The organism is Phycicoccus sp. Root101 (assembly GCF_001426245.1).
Lineage (GTDB): Bacteria > Actinomycetota > Actinomycetes > Actinomycetales > Dermatophilaceae > Pedococcus.
Genome location: NZ_LMCM01000007.1, coordinates 358922 through 378176, shown reverse-complemented (window position 1 = coordinate 378176; position 19255 = coordinate 358922). Strand labels below are relative to the sequence as shown.

19 protein-coding genes and 3 tRNA genes are annotated in these 19255 nt (G+C 71.7%); 6 read left to right on the top strand and 16 right to left on the bottom strand.

Annotated elements, in window-relative coordinates; translation table 11 throughout:
* Positions 1–4: 4 nt before the first annotated feature.
* The 3 genes from selB to ASC58_RS12385 all read right to left on the bottom strand — a co-directional run bounded on the left by selB (position 5) and on the right by ASC58_RS12385 (position 2895).
* Positions 5–1453: a selenocysteine-specific translation elongation factor gene (gene selB / locus ASC58_RS12395; RefSeq protein ID WP_056919486.1), complete on the bottom strand. Its 1449-nt coding sequence runs from the start codon at positions 1451–1453 to the stop codon at positions 5–7.
* Positions 1454–2785: an L-seryl-tRNA(Sec) selenium transferase gene (gene selA, locus ASC58_RS12390; protein WP_056919485.1), complete on the bottom strand. Its 1332-nt coding sequence runs from the start codon at positions 2783–2785 to the stop codon at positions 1454–1456.
* Between the two features lie 14 nt (positions 2786–2799).
* Positions 2800–2895 (bottom strand) — tRNA-Sec (locus tag ASC58_RS12385).
* 24 nt (positions 2896–2919) lie between these two features.
* On the opposite strand from ASC58_RS12385, the gene selD reads away from it, so the two are divergent.
* The 5 genes from selD (at position 2920) to ASC58_RS12360 (ending at position 5645) form a co-directional block, all read left to right on the top strand.
* Entirely contained in the window at positions 2920–3936 is a 1017-nt protein-coding gene (gene selD, locus ASC58_RS12380; RefSeq protein WP_056919484.1) for a selenide, water dikinase SelD, read from the top strand.
* Between the two features lie 39 nt (positions 3937–3975).
* Positions 3976–4269: a hypothetical protein gene (locus ASC58_RS12375; protein WP_056919483.1), complete on the top strand. Its 294-nt coding sequence runs from the start codon at positions 3976–3978 to the stop codon at positions 4267–4269.
* 102 nt (positions 4270–4371) lie between these two features.
* Positions 4372–4815: an SRPBCC family protein gene (locus ASC58_RS12370; RefSeq protein WP_056919482.1), complete on the top strand. Its 444-nt coding sequence runs from the start codon at positions 4372–4374 to the stop codon at positions 4813–4815.
* Positions 4816–4949: 134 nt separating this feature from the next.
* Positions 4950–5132: a YegP family protein gene (locus ASC58_RS12365; RefSeq protein WP_056916074.1), complete on the top strand. Its 183-nt coding sequence runs from the start codon at positions 4950–4952 to the stop codon at positions 5130–5132.
* Positions 5133–5138: 6 nt separating this feature from the next.
* Positions 5139–5645, top strand: a complete 507-nt coding sequence (locus ASC58_RS12360; protein ID WP_056916075.1) for a hypothetical protein — start codon at positions 5139–5141, stop codon at positions 5643–5645.
* 36 nt (positions 5646–5681) lie between these two features.
* On the opposite strand, the gene ASC58_RS12355 is transcribed toward ASC58_RS12360, so the two are convergent.
* The 7 genes from ASC58_RS12355 to gyrB form a co-directional block, all read right to left on the bottom strand.
* Positions 5682–6575, bottom strand: coding sequence for an SGNH/GDSL hydrolase family protein (locus ASC58_RS12355; protein WP_056919481.1), 894 nt, complete (start codon positions 6573–6575; stop codon positions 5682–5684).
* Between the two features lie 163 nt (positions 6576–6738).
* Positions 6739–6814 (bottom strand) — tRNA-Ala (locus tag ASC58_RS12350).
* Between the two features lie 17 nt (positions 6815–6831).
* A complete protein-coding gene (locus ASC58_RS21650; RefSeq protein ID WP_235529214.1) occupies positions 6832–6951 on the bottom strand; it encodes a DLW-39 family protein in 120 nt (39 codons plus the stop codon).
* Between the two features lie 44 nt (positions 6952–6995).
* Positions 6996–7072 (bottom strand) — tRNA-Ile (locus tag ASC58_RS12345).
* Between the two features lie 141 nt (positions 7073–7213).
* Positions 7214–7723 (bottom strand): DUF3566 domain-containing protein, encoded by a 510-nt coding sequence (locus tag ASC58_RS12340; protein WP_235529213.1) that lies wholly within the window; start codon positions 7721–7723, stop codon positions 7214–7216.
* Entirely contained in the window at positions 7720–10368 is a 2649-nt protein-coding gene (gyrA, locus tag ASC58_RS12335) for a DNA gyrase subunit A (protein WP_056916077.1), read from the bottom strand. The genes ASC58_RS12340 and gyrA overlap by 4 nt, the downstream gene beginning before the upstream one ends.
* A gap of 172 nt (positions 10369–10540) precedes the next feature.
* Positions 10541–12532 carry a DNA topoisomerase (ATP-hydrolyzing) subunit B gene (gene gyrB, locus ASC58_RS12330; RefSeq protein WP_056917335.1) on the bottom strand — a complete coding sequence of 664 codons (1992 nt, stop codon included), beginning with the start codon at positions 12530–12532 and terminating at the stop codon, positions 10541–10543.
* A 518-nt stretch (positions 12533–13050) separates the two neighbouring features.
* Here gyrB and ASC58_RS12325 point away from each other — a divergent pair.
* On the top strand, positions 13051–13860 hold the full coding sequence (locus tag ASC58_RS12325; RefSeq protein WP_157598477.1) for a hypothetical protein: 810 nt from the start codon (positions 13051–13053) through the stop codon (positions 13858–13860).
* Positions 13861–13887: 27 nt separating this feature from the next.
* Here ASC58_RS12325 and ASC58_RS12320 read toward each other — a convergent pair whose 3' ends face one another.
* From ASC58_RS12320 to recF, 6 genes are all read right to left on the bottom strand, one after another.
* Positions 13888–15336, bottom strand: a complete 1449-nt coding sequence (locus tag ASC58_RS12320; protein WP_082553241.1) for a protealysin inhibitor emfourin — start codon at positions 15334–15336, stop codon at positions 13888–13890.
* 82 nt (positions 15337–15418) lie between these two features.
* Positions 15419–15598 carry a hypothetical protein gene (locus tag ASC58_RS21030; RefSeq protein ID WP_157598476.1) on the bottom strand — a complete coding sequence of 60 codons (180 nt, stop codon included), beginning with the start codon at positions 15596–15598 and terminating at the stop codon, positions 15419–15421.
* Between the two features lie 133 nt (positions 15599–15731).
* The gene (locus ASC58_RS12310; RefSeq protein ID WP_056919477.1) at positions 15732–16835 is read right to left on the bottom strand and encodes an alcohol dehydrogenase catalytic domain-containing protein; all 1104 of its coding nucleotides are present in this window, start codon (positions 16833–16835) and stop codon (positions 15732–15734) included.
* Positions 16832–17320 (bottom strand): thioesterase family protein, encoded by a 489-nt coding sequence (locus ASC58_RS12305; protein WP_082553240.1) that lies wholly within the window; start codon positions 17318–17320, stop codon positions 16832–16834. Before ASC58_RS12305 ends, ASC58_RS12310 begins: the two co-directional genes overlap by 4 nt.
* Before the next feature lie 46 nt (positions 17321–17366).
* The gene (locus ASC58_RS21025; protein WP_369796225.1) at positions 17367–17999 is read right to left on the bottom strand and encodes a DUF721 domain-containing protein; all 633 of its coding nucleotides are present in this window, start codon (positions 17997–17999) and stop codon (positions 17367–17369) included.
* Positions 17992–19191 (bottom strand): DNA replication/repair protein RecF, encoded by a 1200-nt coding sequence (gene recF, locus ASC58_RS12295; protein WP_056919476.1) that lies wholly within the window; start codon positions 19189–19191, stop codon positions 17992–17994. Before recF ends, ASC58_RS21025 begins: the two co-directional genes overlap by 8 nt.
* Positions 19192–19255 lie beyond the last annotated feature (64 nt).

The window sequence follows — 19255 nt, the reverse complement described above, 5'->3', positions numbered from 1 at the left end:
TCGGCTACCGCACCACCCGCGTCCCGTCGGGGAGCCGGCGCGTCACCATGAGGCTGTCGAGCCGTTCGAGCAGGGCGATGACCACCCGGCGCGAGGTTTGCAGCGCGGCGGCTGCGTCACCGGGGCGGAACGGCTCGGCCAGCCCCTGGATGGCGTCCGTGGCGCGAGCCACCGCGTCGCCGGCCAGCACCAGTCCGCAGAGGCGGGTCACCTGTCCGGCTCGTTCTGCTCCCGCGAGCACGTGGGCGGTCACTCCCCAGCTCCCGAGCTGCTCCCGGGTGGGCGGGTCGAGGGGGTGGACCGCCAACCACGACCCCAGCGTCGCCAGGGGTCCGTCGTCGCCGTTGGTGGGGGCCGTGCCGGGTTCGTCGGCAGCACCCTGACGAGTAACCGTCGGTCGCTGACGTCGCCGCGGCGGGTCGAGCGCCACCACCTCGACACCGGCGCGCACCTCGTGCAGCCCCGGATCCCTCAGCACCCCGCGGTCGCCGAGCGCCAGCGGCAGGGCGGTGGCGGGTCGCAGCCGGAGCCGCCCGTCGGCCATCGCGTGGACGTGCACGCCCACTGCGGCCGTGCCCACGTGAAGCACGAGCTGGCGCGGCCACGACCGGGGTATGGCGCCGCGTGGCCAGGGTTCGTAGGTGGTCACGTCCACGACCGCTGCCGGGCCGGGCAGGCGCGGGTCGAGCAGCACGTCCCCCCGGGCGACCCCGTCGAGCGGGACCGCCCGCAGGTTGAGCGCCACCCGCGCTGGCGCCGCCACCCGGTCGACGGGCCGGTCACTGGTCTGCACCCCGCGGACCCGGACCACCTCACCGCGCAGCAGCAGCTCGTCCTCGACCTGCACCGTGCCCGCGGTCAGGGTGCCGGTGACGACGGTACCCACGCCACGCACGGTGAACGCGCGGTCCAGCCACAGCCGTACCGGTGCCTCCGGGTCCGCGTCCCCCACGGCGACAGCGAGCCGGCGCAGCGCCTCACGCAACCCGGGCAACCCGGCGCCGGTGCGACCCGAGACGAGGACGAACTCGCGGGCCGCCAGGCCCAGGGCGGCCAGGTGCTCGACCGCGGCTCGCGCCGAACGGAGCGCCCTCGACTCGTCGACGAGGTCGCACCGGGTGACGACGAGCAGCACCTCGCGCAGGCCGAGTGCCGCGACAGCTCGGGCATGCTCCTCCGACTGTCGGGCCCAGCCCTCGTCGGCCGCCACGACGAACATCACCCCGGCGACGGCCCCCAGTCCGGCCAGCATGTTGGCGGCGAACCGCTCGTGGCCGGGCACGTCGACCAGGGACAGGTGCACCCCGTCGAGGTCGGTCCAGGCGTAGCCGAGGTCGATCGTCAGTCCACGGTCGCGTTCCTCGGCCCACCGGTCCGGCTCGGTGCCGGTGAGCAGGCGGACCAGGGTGGACTTGCCGTGGTCCACGTGGCCGGCGGTGGCGACGACCGCCATCTACGTCGTGCGCCCGGCCAACCGGATGGCCGCCGCGACGTCCGCGTCCCGCTCGCCGGGGACGCACCGCAGGTCGACCAGGCAACGGCCGTGGTCCAGGCGCGCGAGGACGGGGCGGTCGAGCGCCCTCAGCGCGGCGGCATACGGCTCGGGGAGGGCGACTGCCCACCCCGGCAGGGGGAGTCCGGGTGCACCGCCGCCACCGACGACACCGTCGGCGGGCACCACCTCGACGACGTGCGCGGGGTGGCTGGCGGCCACCGGACCGGTGACCTCCGCGGCCAGGCGTTCACAGCGGGACCGCAGTGCCCTCGGGTCGGCCTCGAGCGCCTCCCACACCGGGGGGCGGGGGCCGCGCACGGTGGCCTCCAGCCCGGCGAGCGTGGTCTTGTCGGCCCGCAGGGCACGGGCCAGCGGGTGGCGGCGCAGACGATCGACGACGTCGGCCGTGCCGAGGACCAGGCCGGCCTGTGGTCCACCGAGCAGCTTGTCGCCGCTGCACGTCACGACCGCGGCCCCGCCGCGCAGGGAGGTCGTCGCATCCGGTTCGTCGGGCAGGAGCGGGTGTGGACGCAGCAGGCCGCTGCCGATGTCGTGGACCACCGGCACACCGAGTCCGGCGAGCGCGCGGATGCCGACCGATGCGGTGAACCCCTCGACGCGGAAGTTGCTGGGGTGCACCACGAGGATGCAGCCGGTCTCGGGGCCGAGGGCGCGCTCGTAGTCGGCCAGCGTGGTGCGGTTCGTGGTGCCGACCTCCCGCAGCCGGGCGCCGGTGCTCTCGATGAGGTCGGGCAGGCGGAACCCGTCGCCGATCTCGACCATCTGCCCGCGGCTGACCACCACCTCGCGTCCGGCGGCGAGGGCGGTCGTGGCGAGCACCAGGGCGGCGGCCCCGTTGTTGACGACGAGGGCCCCACCGGCGGACGGCACCGCGCCGAGGAGGGCGGCGAGCGTGCCCCGACCACGCGTCGACCGGTTGCCGGTGGCGAGGTCGAGCTCGACGTCCACGGTGCCTGACGCGGCGACGACGGCCTCGACCGCGGCAGCCGACAGCGGTGCCCGTCCGAGGTTGGTGTGGATCACGACCCCGGTCGCGTTGAGCACCGGCGTGAGCGTGGTCGCCCGGGTGGGCAGCGCTGCCAACGTCGCTGACACCAGCTCGTCCGGACGTATGCCGCCGCGACGCACCTGCTCCTGCGCGGCCACCACGGCGGTCCGGACCGTGTCTCGACCCAGGCGCGAGATCGCCTCTGCCACAGCGGTTTCCGCAAGGACGGTGTCGGTACGTGGCACGAGGCGACGCACGTCGCCCGGTTGCGGCTGCGGCATACGTCCTCCTGTCGTGGCGGAGGCGGACGGGAATCGAACCCGCCAAGCCGAGCTGCTCGGCTTCACCGGTTTTGAAGACCGGGAGGGCCACCAGGCACCTGTACGCCTCCGCTGGCGAGGCTAGCGTAGGCACGGTGAGCACCCTCGACGCGACCACCGGGACGCCTGTCCGGCTGACGCAGTACGCCTCCGGTGGGGGGTGCGCCTGCAAGATCCCGCCCGGGGAGCTCGAGGAGGTCGTCCGCGGTCTCGTCGGCGGCGCACCGGTCGGAGCCGGTGACGGCGACCTCCTGGTCGGGCTCGACGACGGCGACGACGCGGCCGTGCTGCGCATCGACGGCGGCACCGCGGTGATCAGCACCGCCGACTTCTTCACCCCGGTCGTGGACGACGCCTACGACTTCGGGCGCATCGTCGCGGCGAACGCCCTCTCCGACGTCTACGCGATGGGCGGGCGTCCCGTCCTGGCGGTCAACCTCGTGGGCTGGCCACGGGCGGTCCTGCCGTTGGAGCTGTTGCGCGAGGTGCTCCGCGGGGGCCTGGACGTCGCCCGGTCCGCCGGCTGTGCGGTCGCTGGCGGGCACAGCATCGACGACCCCGAGCCGAAGTACGGGATGGCCGTGACCGGCCTGGCCGACCCGAACCTGTTGCTGCGCAACGACGCCGCCGTGGCCGGGCTGCCCATCAGCCTGACCAAGCCGATCGGGGTGGGGGTCCTGAACAACCGCCACAAGTCGACCGGTGAGGTCTTCCCCCATGCGGTGGCCTCGATGGTCGCGCTCAACGACGTCGCCTCCGCCGCTGCCGTCGCGGGCGGGGCGCGGGCGGCGACCGACGTGACCGGGTTCGGGCTGCTCGGGCACCTGTGGAAGCTGCTGCGCGCGTCCGGGGTGGGGGCCGTGCTCGACTCGACGGCGGTGCCGGTGCTCGACGGGGCCCGGGAGTCGCTGCGGGAGGGGTACGTCAGCGGCGGAACGCGACGCAACCTCGACTGGGTGCGCCCCCACCTGGACGCCGAGGTCTCCGAGGAGGTGCTGCTCATGCTCGCCGACGCCCAGACCAGCGGTGGCCTGCTCGTGGTCGGTGAGGTGCCCGGTGCCCCGGTCGTCGGTCACACGGTCGCCGGCCCCCCTCGCCTGCGCATCACCTGAGGTCTTGTCGTCGGGGGCTCGGGAGCGCACGCTGGGGTGATGAGGACCTTCGACGTCACCGCGCGCTCGCGTCGCGGCGGGCTGAGCACGTGCAACGTCCCCGCGGACAACGCCGGGGAGGCGGTCGCCCTGGTGCGTTCCCTCGCTCCCACCGACGCCACGGACGTCACCGCGTATGCCGTGTACCGGCAGCGCCGGGTCCGTGGCCGCCGCCTGGTCGGCCTCTTCGCCGGACCCGGCGCCGACGGTGGACCGGCAGGGGTGCGGGAGCCCCGTCGCCCCCGGCCGGCCCCGCCCGGCCTTGAGGTGCACGCCATACCTCCCACCCCCTAGCTGCCGGCGCGAACTCGTCCGTGCGACGGACCCGGAGGGTGGCACGGAGCAGTACGGTGTCCGCACCCCTGCACGACCCCTCGACGTGTCCGGAGACCTGTCATGCCCCGCTTCGCACACACGCTGTCCGTCAGCGCCCCACCGTCCGTGGTCTTCGCGATCGTCGACGACTTCAGCCAGACACCGCAGTGGCTGTCGCGGTGCACCGGGATCGACAAGCTCGACGCCGGGGCCAACGACGTCGGCACCAAGCTGAAGTACCACTACGACGACGGCCGGCGCACGGGTTCGATGGACGGCGAGGTCATCGCGCGCGAACCCGACCGCCACTTCGCGATGAAGTTCACCGACAAGACGATGGACGTCACGGTGGACTTCGTCGCCGCCTCGGACGGGGTGGGCACGACCCTGACGCACTCGATCGACATCGGCACCCGGGGGTTCGGCAAGCTCTTCACCCCGCTCATCCGTCGCGACCTGCCGAAGCAGACGATGGACGCCATGACGAAGCTCAAGTCGATGGCCGAGGCCCGCGCGACCCACTGAGGAGCCGGCCGGTCGAGGGGTGCGCTCGATGTCGGTCGACGCTGCCTGAGTCCGCACCTCGTGGACCTGTACGGGCGCACCCGGCGGTCCTAGGCTGCCAAGCGTTTCGGTTGTCCACTCGACGGAGGTGCGCCATGGCGGGGAAGTTCGAGCTCTACCAGGACAAGGCCGGCAAGTGGCGGTTCCGTCTCAAGGCCGGCAACGGCCAGGTCGTCGCCGTCGGTGAGGCGTACGAGAGCAAGTCCGCTGCCCAGAACGGCATCGCCTCGGTGCAGACCAGTGCGGCAGGAGCCCCGACCGTCGAGGTGGACGGCTAGGTCTCCGTGGCGGATCGCGCCGAGCGCTGGCGGGTCTGGGCGGCTCGGGTCTCCGTGGTGGTCGCTGGGGTCGTCGTCGCCGTGGCCCTGGTGAAGCTCTGGGCGTTCGCCAACACCGACAACCCTGCGGTCATCGAGAACTCGGCGATCACCCGGACCGTCGGCGTGGCGTGCGCGACGATGCGTGACTCGGTGTCGGCGGCGGCGGTGCCCACGTCCGCACCACGCAACCAGCGGCTCGGCGCCATCAACGCGCAGAACGACGCCGTGGTCGAGATGCTGACCACGCTGCGCTCCCTCGGTCCGGGCGTGGTCGACGCCGACCAGCCGACCGCCCAGTGGATCGACGACTGGGAGCAGCTGGTCACTGCCCGCGACGCGTACGCGCGGTCGCTGGCGGCGGGCAAGCCGAAGCCGTTGGTCCTCCCCGTCGTCGACGGGCGCCCGCTCGTCGCCCGCCTCAACGACGTCGGCGTCAACTGCCGCGTCCCCTTGGCCCTGCTGGCCCCCTGACCGTCGGATCCCTCAGACGCCCCGGGGCTCGCGGGGTCAGAGTCCGAGCTGGAGCAGGGTCTGCTCGGCCATCGCGGCCTCGCCGGTGGCGTTCGGGTGCACCGGGAAGGCGTTGACCGGTGCAATGGCCGGCTCGATCCAGCGAGTGCCGACGGGGGCGCACGCGTCGTGCCCACGGGAGCTGGCAGCCATGTCGATGAACCGGGCGCCTGCCTGCCGCGCCGCCTTGGCGATGACGGCGTTGAGGACGTCCTGCTCGTGCTTGAGCCAGGGCACGTCACCCATGGCGATCGGCATCGAGCGGTAGCAGTCGAGCCGGCCGACCTCGGGGAGGATCTGCGGGTAGCCCACGATCGCGATCGTCGCGGCGGGCGCCTTCTTGCGTACCGCCTTGAGCGCGGCCAGGACGTTGGGGTAGGTCTGGTTGACGATCGCGTCGGTGAAGGTGGTGCCGTACTTGCGCTGGCACGGGTTGCCCAGGACGTCGGTCGCCGAGATCGTCGCGCAGCCGAAGAACGAGCTGGTGAAGACGTCCTCGTCGTTGCCGCCGATCGTCATGGTCACGAACCGGGTCTTCTTCGTCACCGCGTCGAGCTGGGGCGCAACACCGGGAGCCTGCGAGCCGTAGAAGTCTGCGGTCTTCGCGCCGCTGCAGGTGACGTCGGTGAAGGACCTCGGCTGCGTGGCGGCGGCCAGGTCGTGGGCGAAGTTCAGCGTCGACCGGCTGCAGGTGGCCGGGGCACCGGCGACGAGCGGGGCCACCCCCGCCGCGGAGGCGTAGCTGTCACCGAGCGCCACGTAGGGGGACGTCTTGATCGAGTGGTGGTTCGCCTTGGGGGGACTCACCTTCGCGGTGGCGGGGACCGCAACTCCCACTCCCAGGGCTGCGGTGAAGAGGGTCGTGGCGAGGACACTCGTGGTGCGGCGCATCAGGAACTCCGATGTTCGTGAACAGCCCGGGTCCGGCTCGCCCCGGCGGGTGACGTCGGTGGCACCCAGCCCAACCTAACCCCGCGACGCCGCGGCAACGAGTGGAGCGGGCGGCGCAAACGGAAGAGGCCCTCCCGGCACACCGGGAAGGGCCTCTGATCTGTGGTGGAGCCAAGGGGACTCGAACCCCTAACCCCCTGCTTGCAAAGCAGGTGCGCTACCAATTGCGCCATGGCCCCCGACGTGCGGGCTGCGACTACGAGGGTGAGTCGGTCGCCTGGGCCCAGAGGTCTTTCTCGGCCTGCTGGTCCTTGAGCTTCTTCTGCACCGCGGCAGCCCCGACGACGGTCGCAATGAGGAGCAGGATCTTCTTCACGGCGGTCCGCCTTCCCTCGCAGAGGAACCCGCGGGGATCGGGATTGGTGGGCCTAACAGGACTTGAACCTGTGGCCTCTTCCTTATCAGGGAAGCGCTCTAACCGTCTGAGCTATAGGCCCGTGAGCCCAATCTCCGCTGCGCCACGGAGGGTGGCGCGAGGCACGAGGTTACATGACAGGTGACCCGCCCACCAAAACGGATACCGCCCACCCTCCGGGGCCGGAGGATGGGCGGTTTCGCGTATGCCGCGGGGCCGGCTCTCAGTCGTCGGTGAGGGTCAGCTGGAGGCCGCCGACGAGGGCCGAGCAGATGTTGTAGAGGAACGCTCCGAGGGTGCTCAGGGCGGTCAGCAGGATGACGTCGATGACCCCGATGACGATCGACAGGGACAGCACCCGACCGAAGCCGAGGAAGTCCATGATGTCGAACGGGTTCTGCGCGTCGTTGAAGACGGTCCCGACCAGGCGGTTGACCTCGGAGAAGACGCCCATGCCCGAGAGGATCATCCACAGCACCGCGACCATGACGACACCGGCGATGCCGAGGGCGACCGAGATGAGGAAGGACATCTTCATCGCCGACCAGGGGTCGACCCGCGAGACGGTGAGCTTCACCCGGCGGGCCCGGGCTGCGCTCGCCGCCGTGGTGGCTGCCCCGGGTCGGGACTGCGCGCCGGCGCGCGGTGCTGCCGAACCATCGGCGTTGCGGCTCATGGCACCGGACTCCTTCCCACCGGGCAGGGAGGTGCTGGTCTGGCCTGCCGTGCTCACTCGTTACCTCCGCTGGCGTCAGTCCCGGTCTCCTCGGTGGACTCCGGCGCCGTGTCGACCGACTCGTCGACACCCTCGCCGGCCACCTGGGCGACCTGCTCGTTCTCCGACGACGGTACGGCATCGACGGCCTGGGAGTCGCCTTCGGCACCCTCGGCGACCTGAGAGTCATTCAGTTCCTCGGCGGCACGCTCGGGGTTCCGGGCGACGGCCACGACGGAGTCGCTGCTCCCCGGGCTGGCGAACTTCATGCCCTGGGTGTTGCGGCCACGTCGGGTGACGGGACCCACCGGCATACGCACGATGTTGCCCTTGCCCATGATGACCAGGACCTCGTCGTCCTCGCTCACCGTGAGGGCGCCCACGAGGTCGCCGTTGCGCTCGGTGATCTTGGCGACGGCGACACCGAGGCCGCCACGACCCTTGGCGTTCCAGTCCGAGGACGGGCTGCGCTTGGCCATGCCGTTCTCGAACACCACAAACACGTCGGGGTCCTCACCCTCGTGGATGACGCTGAGCGACAGCAGCGAGTCGTCGCCGCGGAACCGCATCCCGGTCACGCCGCTGGTGGCGCGGCCCATCGGGCGCAGCTGCTCGTCGGTGGCGTGGAACCGCACCGACTGGGCCTTGCGCGACACGAGGAGCAGGTCGTCGGTCTGCGACGCGAGGTCGGCCGCGACGAGCTCGTCGCCGTCCTTGAGGTTGATGGCGATGAGCCCACCGCTGCGCGGGGAGTCGTAGTCGCCCAGGCGGGTCTTCTTGACCAGGCCGTTCTTCGTGGCGAGCACGAGGTAGGGCTGCTGGGCGTAGTCGCGCACGTCGAGGACCTGGGCGATCTTCTCGTCCGGCTGGAACGCGAGCAGGTTGGCGACGTGCTGGCCCTTGGCGTCGCGGCCCGAGTCCGGCAGCTCGTAGGCCTTGGCGCGGTAGACCCGTCCGAGGTTGGTGAAGAAGAGCAGCCAGTGGTGCGAGGTGGTGGTGAAGAAGTGGTCCACCATGTCGTCGCCGCGCAGCGAGGCGCCGCGGACTCCCTTGCCGCCTCGTCCCTGCGACCGGTACGCGTCGACCCGGGTCCGCTTCGCATAGCCACCACGGGTGATGGTGACGACCACGTCCTCCTCAGGGATGAGGTCCTCCATCGACATGTCGCCGTCGAAGAACTCGATCCGGGTGCGCCGGTCGTCGCCGTACTTGTCGACGATCTCCGCGAGCTCCTCGGACACGATCGTCCGCTGGCGCTCGGGCTTGGCGAGGATGTCCTCGAAGTCGAGGATGAGGGCCTCGAGGCGGTCGTGCTCGTCGATGATCTTCTGGCGCTCGAGGGCGGCCAGGCGGCGCAGCTGCATCTCGAGGATGGCGCGGGCCTGGATCTCGTCGATCTCGAGCAGGGCGATCAGCCCGTCGCGCGCCGCCTCGACGGTCTGCGACCGGCGGATGAGGGCGATGACCTCGTCGAGGGCGTCGAGCGCCTTGAGCAGACCACGCAGGATGTGGATCTCGTTCTCAGCCTTGCGCAGGCGGAACTTCGTCCGGCGCTGGATGACCTCGATCTGGTGGTCGACCCAGTGGCGGATGAAGGCGTCGATCGGCAGGGTGCGCGGCACCCCGTCGACGAGCGCGAGCATGTTGGCGCCGAAGTTCGTCTGCAGCTGGGTGTGCTTGTAGAGGTTGTTGAGCACCACCTTCGCAACGGCGTCGCGCTTGAGCACGACCACCAGACGCTGGCCGGTACGACCCGAGGTCTCGTCGCGGATGTCCGCGATGCCCGAGAGCCGGCCCTCCTTGGTCAGCTCGGCGATCTTCTGCGCGAGGGTGTCGGGGTTCACCTGGTACGGCAGCTCGGTGACCACGAGGCACTGCCGGCCCTGGATCTCCTCGACCTCGACGACCGCGCGCATGATGATCGAGCCACGGCCGGTGCGGTAGGCCTCCTCGATCCCCTTGCGGCCCAGGATCAGTGCGCCCGTGGGGAAGTCCGGTCCGGTGATCTTCGAGACGACCGCCGCCTGCACGGCCTCGCGGTCGGCCTCGGGGTTGGCCAGGATCCACTGGGCGGCGTCGGCCACCTCGCGCAGGTTGTGCGGCGGGATGTTCGTGGCCATGCCCACGGCGATGCCGGAGCTGCCGTTGACGAGCAGGTTCGGGAACCGGCTCGGCAGGACGGTCGGCTCCTGCGTCTTGCCGTCGTAGTTGTCGCGGAAGTCGACGGTCTCCTCGTGGATGTCGCGGACCATCTCCATGGCCAGCGGGGCCATCCGGCACTCGGTGTACCGCGGCGCTGCCGCCGGGTCGTCACCCGGGGACCCGAAGTTGCCCTGCCCGTCGACCAGCGGGTACCGCAGGGACCAGTCCTGCACCAGGCGGACGAGGGCGTCGTAGATCGAGGAGTCACCGTGCGGGTGGTACTGACCCATGACCTCGCCGACGACGCGGCTGCACTTGTTGTAGCCGCGGTCCGGACGGTAGCCACCGTCGTACATCGCGTAGACCACGCGGCGGTGGACCGGCTTGAGCCCGTCACGCACGTCGGGCAGCGCGCGGCTGACGATGACCGTCATCGCATAGTCGATGTAGCTGCGCTGCATCTCGGCGTTGAGGTCGACCGCCTCAGTGCGGTCGTACTCGATCGGCGGTATCTCAGTCATGAAAATCCTTGCGTATCAACGAGGAACGGTGACGATCAGAGGGAGGTGCTGCGGGGGGCGCGCAGGCCGTGGTGGGTCGGCGGGAGCAGGGAGTGCGCCCAGCGCGCGAGCTGCGGATGGACAGGCCAAGCGCCCCCCGCAGTGCCGACCGTCGGCGAGCCCCGCTGCATACCTAGATGTCCAGGAAGCGGACGTCGCGGGCGTTGCGCTGGATGAAGCCACGACGGCTCTCGACGTCCTCACCCATGAGGATCGCGAAGATCTCGTCGGCCGCGGCCGCGTCGTCGAGCGTGACCTGCAGCAGCACGCGGTGGTCAGGATCCATCGTGGTCTCCCACAGCTCCTGGTAGTCCATCTCGCCCAGCCCCTTGTAGCGCTGGATGCCCGCGTCCTTCGGCAGGCGCCAGCCCTGGGACTGCCCGGCCTTGAGCATGGCGTCGCGCTCACGGTCGGAGTAGGAGAACTCGTGCGCGTGGTTGCTCCACTTGAGGCGGTACAGCGGCGGCTGCGCGAGGTAGACGTAGCCCTCCTCGATCAGCGGACGCATGAACCGGAAGAGCAGCGTCAGCAGCAGGGTCCGGATGTGCAGGCCGTCGACGTCGGCATCGGCCATCAGCACGATCTTGTGGTAGCGCGCCTTGGTCTTGTCGAAGTCCTCGCCGATGCCGGTGCCGAACGCCGAGATCAGCGCCTGGACCTCGTTGTTGGCGAGCACCTTGTCGATGCGGGCCTTCTCGACGTTGAGGATCTTGCCTCGGATCGGGAGGATCGCCTGGTTGTGCGGGTTGCGACCGCGCACGGCCGAGCCGCCGGCCGAGTCACCCTCGACGATGAAGACCTCGGAGATCGAGGGGTCCTTGCTCTGGCAGTCGCGCAGCTTGCCGGGCAGGCCACCGGACTCGAGCAGGCCCTTGCGCCGGGTCGCCTCGCGCGCCTTGCGGGCGGCCATGCGGGCGGCGGCGGCCTGGATCGACTTGCGGACGATGTCCTTGCCCTCGGTCGGGTGCGCCTCGAGCCAGTGGCCGAACTCGTCGGTCATGGCCCGCTGGACGAACCCCTTGACCTCGGAGTTGCCGAGCTTGGTCTTGGTCTGGCCCTCGAACTGCGGCTCGCCGAGCTTGACCGACACGACGGCCGTGAGGCCTTCGCGGATGTCGTCGCCGGTGAGGTTGTCGTCCTTGTCCTTGAGCAGGTTCTGCTTGCGCGCGAAGTCGTTGATGAGCTTGGTCATCGCCGCGCGGAAGCCCTCCTCGTGGGTGCCGCCCTCGTGGGTGTTGATGGTGTTGGCGTAGGTGTGCACCGACTCGGAGTACGCCGTCGTCCACTGCATCGCGAGCTCGAGCGACAGCTGTCGCTCGGTGTCCTCGGACTCGATCGAGATGATCTCGTTGTGGACCGGCTCGGACTTCTTGGACGAGACCAGGTGCGTGACGTAGTCGACCAGGCCATTGTCGTACTTGTAGCTGACCTTGCGCGGCTTCTTCTCCGTCACGTCGACCACATCGGCCTCGTCGGCGTCGACCGCCGCCTCCGGGACCCGCTCGTCGACCAGGTTGATGGTCAGGCCCTTGTTGAGGAACGCCATCTGCTGGAAGCGCGCGCGGATCGTCTCGAAGTCGTAGGTCGTCGTCTCGAAGATGTCGCCGTCGGCCCAGTAGGTGATGGTGGTGCCGGTGCGGTCCGACGCCTCCATCTTCTCCAGGGGGGCCGTGGCCTCACCGTGGTCGAAGGAGACCCGGAAGACGTGGCCGAGCTGGTGCACCTCGGCGTCGAGGCGGGTCGACAGCGCGTTGACCACGGAGGAGCCGACGCCGTGCAGGCCGCCGGACACCTTGTAGCCACCGCCGCCGAACTTGCCGCCGGCGTGCAGCTGCGTCAGGACGAGCTCGACGGTGGACATGCCGTACTGGTCGTTGTTGCCCGTCGGGATGCCGCGGCCGTTGTCGACGACGCGCACCCCGCCGTCGGCGAGCAGCGTGACGTCGATGGTGTCGGCGTAGCCGGCCAGCGCCTCGTCCACGGCGTTGTCGACGATCTCCCACACCAGGTGGTGCAGTCCCCGCTCACCGGTCGAGCCGATGTACATGCCGGGACGCTTGCGCACCGCCTCGAGGCCCTCGAGGACCGTGATCGCGCTGGCGTCGTAGTCGGCGCCGGCGGGCACCCCGGCGAGCTCTGCCTCGGCCGCGAGTCGGGCCGCCTCGGCCTGCGCTGCGGTGAGGTTCTCGCTGGGGTCCGAGTTGGGCGTGGCTCCCGGTGCGTCGTTCGGGGTGGTGCTCGGCGTGCTCTCGTGTGGCGTCTGGTCAGACTCGGACACGGTGCTCCTTCTCCGGTGGGGCAGCGCGCTCGGGGGTCGCCCCGGCGCGTCGCTGCTCCCTGCTCATGGCACGCGGCCGTTCTGGTGGAGACCAGCCGGCCGCGATTTCACCCCCCAGTCTACCTGTCAGGGTGGTCGCACAGGGCGTCAGGAGGCCCGTGAGCCACGATTTGAACCAAAAAAGGGCCCGGTTTGGAGTCCCGGTACGTCACCCCGTCCTCCAGAGCCAGATTTCGGGATTTCCGGCGTCCGCGAGCGGCTCGTGTGGGGCCCGTTCCGCAGGAGCACCGCCGGTATGGCCCGTCTGGGCCATTTTCCCCCATTCGGCCCTCGCGACAGGCAGCCGCCCACCTATCTTCTCGGCCATGCGGGGGAGACGTGTGTCCAAGGGCCTGACCGGGTCCGTCGTGCTGGTCGTGGCGGCCCTCGGGCTGTCCGGGTGTGGATCGGGGGTCGGTCTCTCGTCGGCCACCCTGACCACACCACCACCGATCCCCGGCGAGATCACCCAGACGGCGACCCGCACCGCGGTGCCTTCGCCGAGCACCTCCACCTCGCTCGCCGGCGCCTCCACGCCGAGCACCTCCGCCTCGGCCGCCGGCACCTCCACGCCGAAGGCCACCAGGTCGGCGAGCGCGAAGCCGGCAGCCTCGTCCACGACCGCCCTCCGCGGCGACGAGCAGCGCGTGACCGTCAAGCCCGCCGGCATCAGCTTCGCCGCCCCGATCGAGCTCGGCCGCGTCGACGCGGACGCCATGCTGACCCAGAACGCGCAGGCGCCGGCCATGAAGGCGCTGGCCGCTCGACTCGGCGTCGGGACGACCGAGCTCAAGGACGGCCTGCTGCGTCAGACGGACACCATCCTGGTCGGTACGACGGTCGTCGTCGTGATGCACCTGCCGTACCAGGAGATCCCTGCGGACGACCTCCTGCGGCGCCAGCTGGAGTTCGGCTCGGGCGGCACGGTGACGAAGATCCGGCACGTGACGACCAAGGCCGGACCGGCCGTGCGCGCCAGCTACGTGATCACGTCGGGGACGAAGACCGTTGCCGGCGACGCGCTCATGGTCCGCACCGCGGGCGGGATCGCCAACGTCTCGACGACGGCAGCCAGCGCCTCGCGCAGCGCGGCGGTCATGACCCGGATCATCCGGACGATTCAGGCCACCCGCTGACACCGCGACCTCGTCAGCCCTGACCGGTCAGTCGCCGAGGGTGCGGCGGAACAGCTCCCGCACCGGATCCGGTATGCCGTGCTCGGGCAGCGTGACCTCGTCACCGTCCGGTGGGCAGGCCACGTGGTAGGTGAACGCGTCGGGGATGGTGCGCCCGCCCGGGCTCGCGGCCAGGGCGTGCAACCCGTCCTCCGCGAGCAGACTGCGCCACTGGCTCGCATCGGGTTCGGGGAGCTCGGACAGCGCCACGGTGCGGGCCTGCCGCATCCCCGCGAGACCCCCGGTGCGCCGCACCTGGACGAGCTCCGCCGGCGCGGGAGCGGGGGAGGGGACGGTGGGGGACGGCGCGGTGGGGGACGGCACGGCCGGACCCTGGCCGGCGGTGACCGCGACCCCGACCTCGGCCCAGGCCTGCTCGACCGCCGTCGCCTGGCTGGACCCTGCGCCATACCTCGTGGTGGCGGCGGCCACGGTGAGGCGGGCGAAGGTGGCGAAGTCGCAGTCGGCGGCGATCCCGTCGCCGGTCAGGGTGTCGAACCAGATCTGGCCGGGGGCCTCCCAGGCGTTCCCGCCGATGGCGGTCGCCGCCAGGTAGAACGCGTGGTTGGGAATACCGGAGTTGGTGTGGACCCCGCCGTTGTCGTCGGTGGTCTCGACGTAACCGGCCATCGTGGCCGGCTGCGGGTCCTTGCCCAGCCGCGGGTCGTCGTACGCGGTGCCCGGCGCCTTCATCGAACGCAGCGCCACCCCCTTGATGTCCGCCGTGAACAGACCGGCTCCGATGAGCCAGTCGGCCTGTTCTGCGGACTGTCCGAGGGCGCGCTGGCGCACCAGTGACCCGAACACGTCGGACACGCTCTCGTTCAGCGCCCCCGACTGGCCCTGGTAGGTCAGTCCCGCGGTCAGCTCGGTCACGCCGTGGGTCAGCTCGTGGCCGATGACGTCGACACTGACGGTGAACCGGTTGAAGACCTCGCCGTCGCCGTCGCCGAACACCATCTGCGTGCCGTCCCAGAACGCGTTGTCGTAGTCCTTGCCGTAGTGCACCGTCGCGAGCAGCGGCAGCCCCTTGCCGTCGAGCGAGTCCCGGCCGTAGGCCTGCGAGTAGAGCGACCAGGTCTGGCCCAGGCCGTCGTAGGCCTCGTCGGCAGCGGGGTCGCCGGTGGCCGCCTCGCCCTCACGGCGAACCGTCGTGCCGGGAAGGGTCTCGGCCCCCTTGGCGTCACCGACGACGCGCTGCGGTCCGGACCCGTCGTCGGGGGCAGGACCGGTGGCTGACGGGGACGTCGTGGTGCCCCCGGCAGCCCGGGGCGGGGAAGCGGCGGTGGGGCGTCCCTCACGGCGCGAACGGTGCTCGACGTCGCGGCGCAGGGTGTGCTCGGCCGACGCCGCAGCGTGGCCGTCGGCGGCGGCGAGCGCCTGCAGGAGGTACGGCGGGACGATCCCGCAGCGTGCTGATCCGGACATTTCGTTCATGGGTCCATGGTGCGCGGCCCCACCGACAACCGCCAGAGGTCGGCGGCGCCCGTCGCCATGCCGTCCGCCCTCGGGGACGGGTTCAGGCGGCGATGGTCGTCGAGTGTGCGAGGGCCTCCACGACGACGCGGCGCCAGCTCAGCCGGTTCAGGTCGGTGCGGCAGTGGGCGCCCCCGCACTCGCACGTCCAGGTCCAGCTGCCTCGGGCCTTGCTCACGACGGGGTGGTGGTGCGCGGTGTCGAGGTGACGTTGGCTTCGCATCACGATCTCCTGGGTGTCCGGGCCCCGGCGCTTCCGGGTGGCTCCACCCTCGCCCCGAACGGCTGGCCGCTCCGTGGCCCGGCAGACGGAGCGGGTGTCGTCGTGCTGACACACGCCGAACCGCCGTGCCGGTTCAGAACCGGATGACCTGCCGTACGGCGCGTGCCGCCGCAAGCTCGTCCATCGCCTCGTTCACCTGGTCCAGCTCGATGGTCGAGGAGACGAGCGCTTCCACGGGCAGCCGTCCCTCGCGCCACCACTGGGCGAACACCGGGATGTCGCGGCGGGGGACGGCCGAGCCCAGGTAGCTGCCGATGACGGTCCGGGCCTCGGCGACGAGCTGCAGCGGCGAGATGCTGGCCCGGGCGTCGGGGTGGGGCAGCCCCACGGTGACGGTGCGGCCCCCCGGGGAGGTCGCAGCCAGCGCCGCCTCGAACGCCCTCGCGTTCCCGGCTGCCTCCACCACCACGTCGCCGCGGACGTCTCCTGCCCCCAGCTCCGCCGGGTCGAGCACGCGGGTCGCCCCCAGGTCGAGGGCCTGGGCGCGCTTGGCCGCGACCCCGTCGACGGCGATGACCTCGCCGGCGCCGAGGGCCACGGCGGTGAGCAGGGCCGCCATACCGACCCCGCCCAGGCCGACCACGAGGACGGACTGCCCGGGCTCGGGGGGCGCGGCGTTGAGCAGCGCACCCCCGCCGGTGAGCACGGCGCAGCCCAGCACCGCGGCGACGTCGGGCGGGACGTCGTCCTCGACCGGCACCACGGAGCGGGTGTCGACGACGGCGTGGGTGGCGAACGCGGAGACCCCGAGGTGGTGGTGCACCGGGGCGCCGTCGCGCGAGAGGCGACGCCCGCCACCCAGCAGCTCACCGGTGCCGTTGCTCACCGAACCGGGACCGCACGGCATCCGGCCACCGGTCGCGCACCCCGGGCACGCCCCGCACCGGGGCAGGAACGTCATGACCACGCGCTGCCCCACGACCAGGTCGTCCACACCGGCCCCGACCGTGACGACTCGTCCCGCCCCCTCGTGACCGAGCAGCATCGGGACGGGGCGGGACCGGTTGCCGTCGACGACGGACAGGTCGGAGTGGCAGACCCCCGCGGCCTCCATCCGCACCAGCACCTCGCCCGGGCCCGGTCCGTCGAGGTCGAGCTCTCCGACCGTCAGGGGCCGGGTCTGCGCCCAGGGGCCGGCCCGGCCGACCTCCTCGAGGACCGCACCGGTGATCCTCACGCCCGCGCCAGGACTGCGTCGTCGAGCAGGTCGCGCACCACGGCCGGGATGGGGACGCTCGAGCGGGTCGTGCGGTCGATGTACACGTGGACCCAGTGCCCCAGGGCTGCCAGCTCGTCCGACCCGGCGTCGAACAGGCCCAGGGCGTAGGTGATGCTGCTGCGCCCCATCCGCTCGACCCGCACGCCGACATCGAGGGGTCGGGGGTACTCCAGCTCACGGAAGTACCGGCAGCCGGACTCGGCGACGACCCCGAGCTCGGGCAGCGCCATCACGTCGATCCGGGCACCCGCGATCAGCCAGCCGTTGATGGCGGAGTCGAACAGCTCGTAGTGGACGGCGTTGTTGAGGTGGCCGTACATGTCGTTGTCGGACCACCGGGTCGTCGCCGCGACCACGTGGTCGAAGTGCGCCCGGGTCAGGGAGCGCGGGTCCGGCCTCGATCCCGAGCCGTCGGTGGCAGTGCGGTCAGCGGCGGCCGTCATGGCTCGATCCTAGGCAGGCACGGCCCGGGCGACCTGCCCGGCGGCCTCAGCCATAGGTGTCGCGGGGCCCGGGCCCGGTGCTGCGCCGGGGACCCTTGGACCACGAGGGTGCGCTCGGACCGACGATCTTCAGCGCCGCGACCGTGCCCTTGCCGACCTCCCCCTCGAGCCGGCCCATGATCGCCGACTCGAGCAGCTTGAGCTGCGTCGTCCAGGCGGTGGAGTCGGCCCGGACGGTGAGCACCCCCAGCTCGAACGTCACGGGCACGCAGTGCTGGGCGACCTCCTCCCCGACGATCTGCGGCCACCGGCCCATGACCGAACCCACCGCGACGTCGACCTTCCAGCCGCGGTCGGACAGCAGCCGGTCCATCTGGTCGCCGAGCAGCAGGGGGTCGCGACCGTCGCGCGGCGTCCTGCTGGGGACCCCGGGCTGGCGTCGGCGCATCGGCTTGAGCCCCGGCCGAAGTCCCTTGTCCCGGGCGGCTGCCCGCGCGCGCTGGAGGGCGGCACTCGCCGCGTCCTCGACCGACCCCGCCGCCTCACCGGAAGCTGTGGGCTCGCTGGGCTCGGTGGGCAGGCCGGGCTGGGCAGGCTCTGACGGAGCCGCGTCCGTGTCGCCTGCGGCCGAGGTCTGCAGCAGGGGCTCGGGGAGGTCCTCGCCGGGGTCCTCACTCACGCAGGCTCACCTCACCCAGCCTCACGGCATACGTCCGGCCGGTCAACGTGCTCGGCACGTCGGCGTCCACGGCCGCGGTGATGAGCACCTGCTCGCAGTCGGCCACCATCGCGGCCAGCCGCTCGCGGCGGCCGGAGTCCAGCTCGGCGAACACGTCGTCGAGGATGAGGACCGGGTCGTCGCCGAGGTCGTGCCGCAGCAGCTGGTATGCCGCCAGCTTCAGTCCCAGCGCGAACGACCAGCTCTCGCCGTGGCTGGCGTAGCCCTTGGCGGGGAGCTCGCCGAGGGACAGGACCAGGTCGTCCCGGTGCGGGCCGGCCAGGGACATGCCGCGTTCGACCTCGCGCTCACGCAGCTCGCCCAGGGTCTCGAGGATCTCGGTGCGGAGCTGGTCGATCTCGGGCACCTCGCCCGCCGCGAGGGACGCGGAGGCGGCCTCCCGCAGGGAGCTCTTGTAGGAGACGCGGGCGTCGGACTGGCCGGCGCTCACCTCGTCGTAGGCCTTCGTGAGGTAGGGGCCGAGGTCGCGCAGCAGGCGCAGCCGGGCGTACAGCAGCTGCGACCCGACGGTTGCGAGGTGCTCGTTCCAGATGTCGAGGGTGTGCAGCGCCGAGGCGCGCGCGTCCTCGACGGGTTCGTCGGTGGGCCGCGGCGGCGGCCGACGCTGTCCTCGGCGCAGCACCGGGGCGGCCGACTTCAGCAGGGCGTTGCGCTGCTTGAGGATCTTGTCGTAGTCGGCGCGGACGCTGGCCCAGCGTGGCTGCCGGGCCACGAGCAGGTCGTCGAGGAACTTGCGCCGCTCGCTCGGGTCGCCCTTGACCAGGGCCAGGTCCTCCGGCGCGAAGAGCACGGTCCGCAGGGTGCCGAGCACGTCGCGCGGCCGCCCTGCCGGGGAGCGGCCGAGGCGGGCCCGGTTGGCTCGCCCCGGGTTGAGCTCGAGCTCGACCATGGTCTCCCGACCGTCCCGCACGACGGCACCCCGGATGACGGCCTGCTCCGCCCCGAACCGCACGAGCGGCTGGTCGGTCGCCACCCGGTGGCTCGACAGGGTCGCGAGGTAGCCGATCGCCTCGACCAGGTTCGTCTTGCCCTGGCCGTTGAGGCCGACCAGCGTCGTCACCCCGGGCTCGAGCGGCAGCTCGGCCGTGACGTAGCTGCGGAAGTCGGAGACGGTCAGGTGGCGGACGTGCACGATCGACCGATCAGGTGCTCGACGGACGGGCGGACGGGTCCGCCGACAGGCGCCATACCCCGGG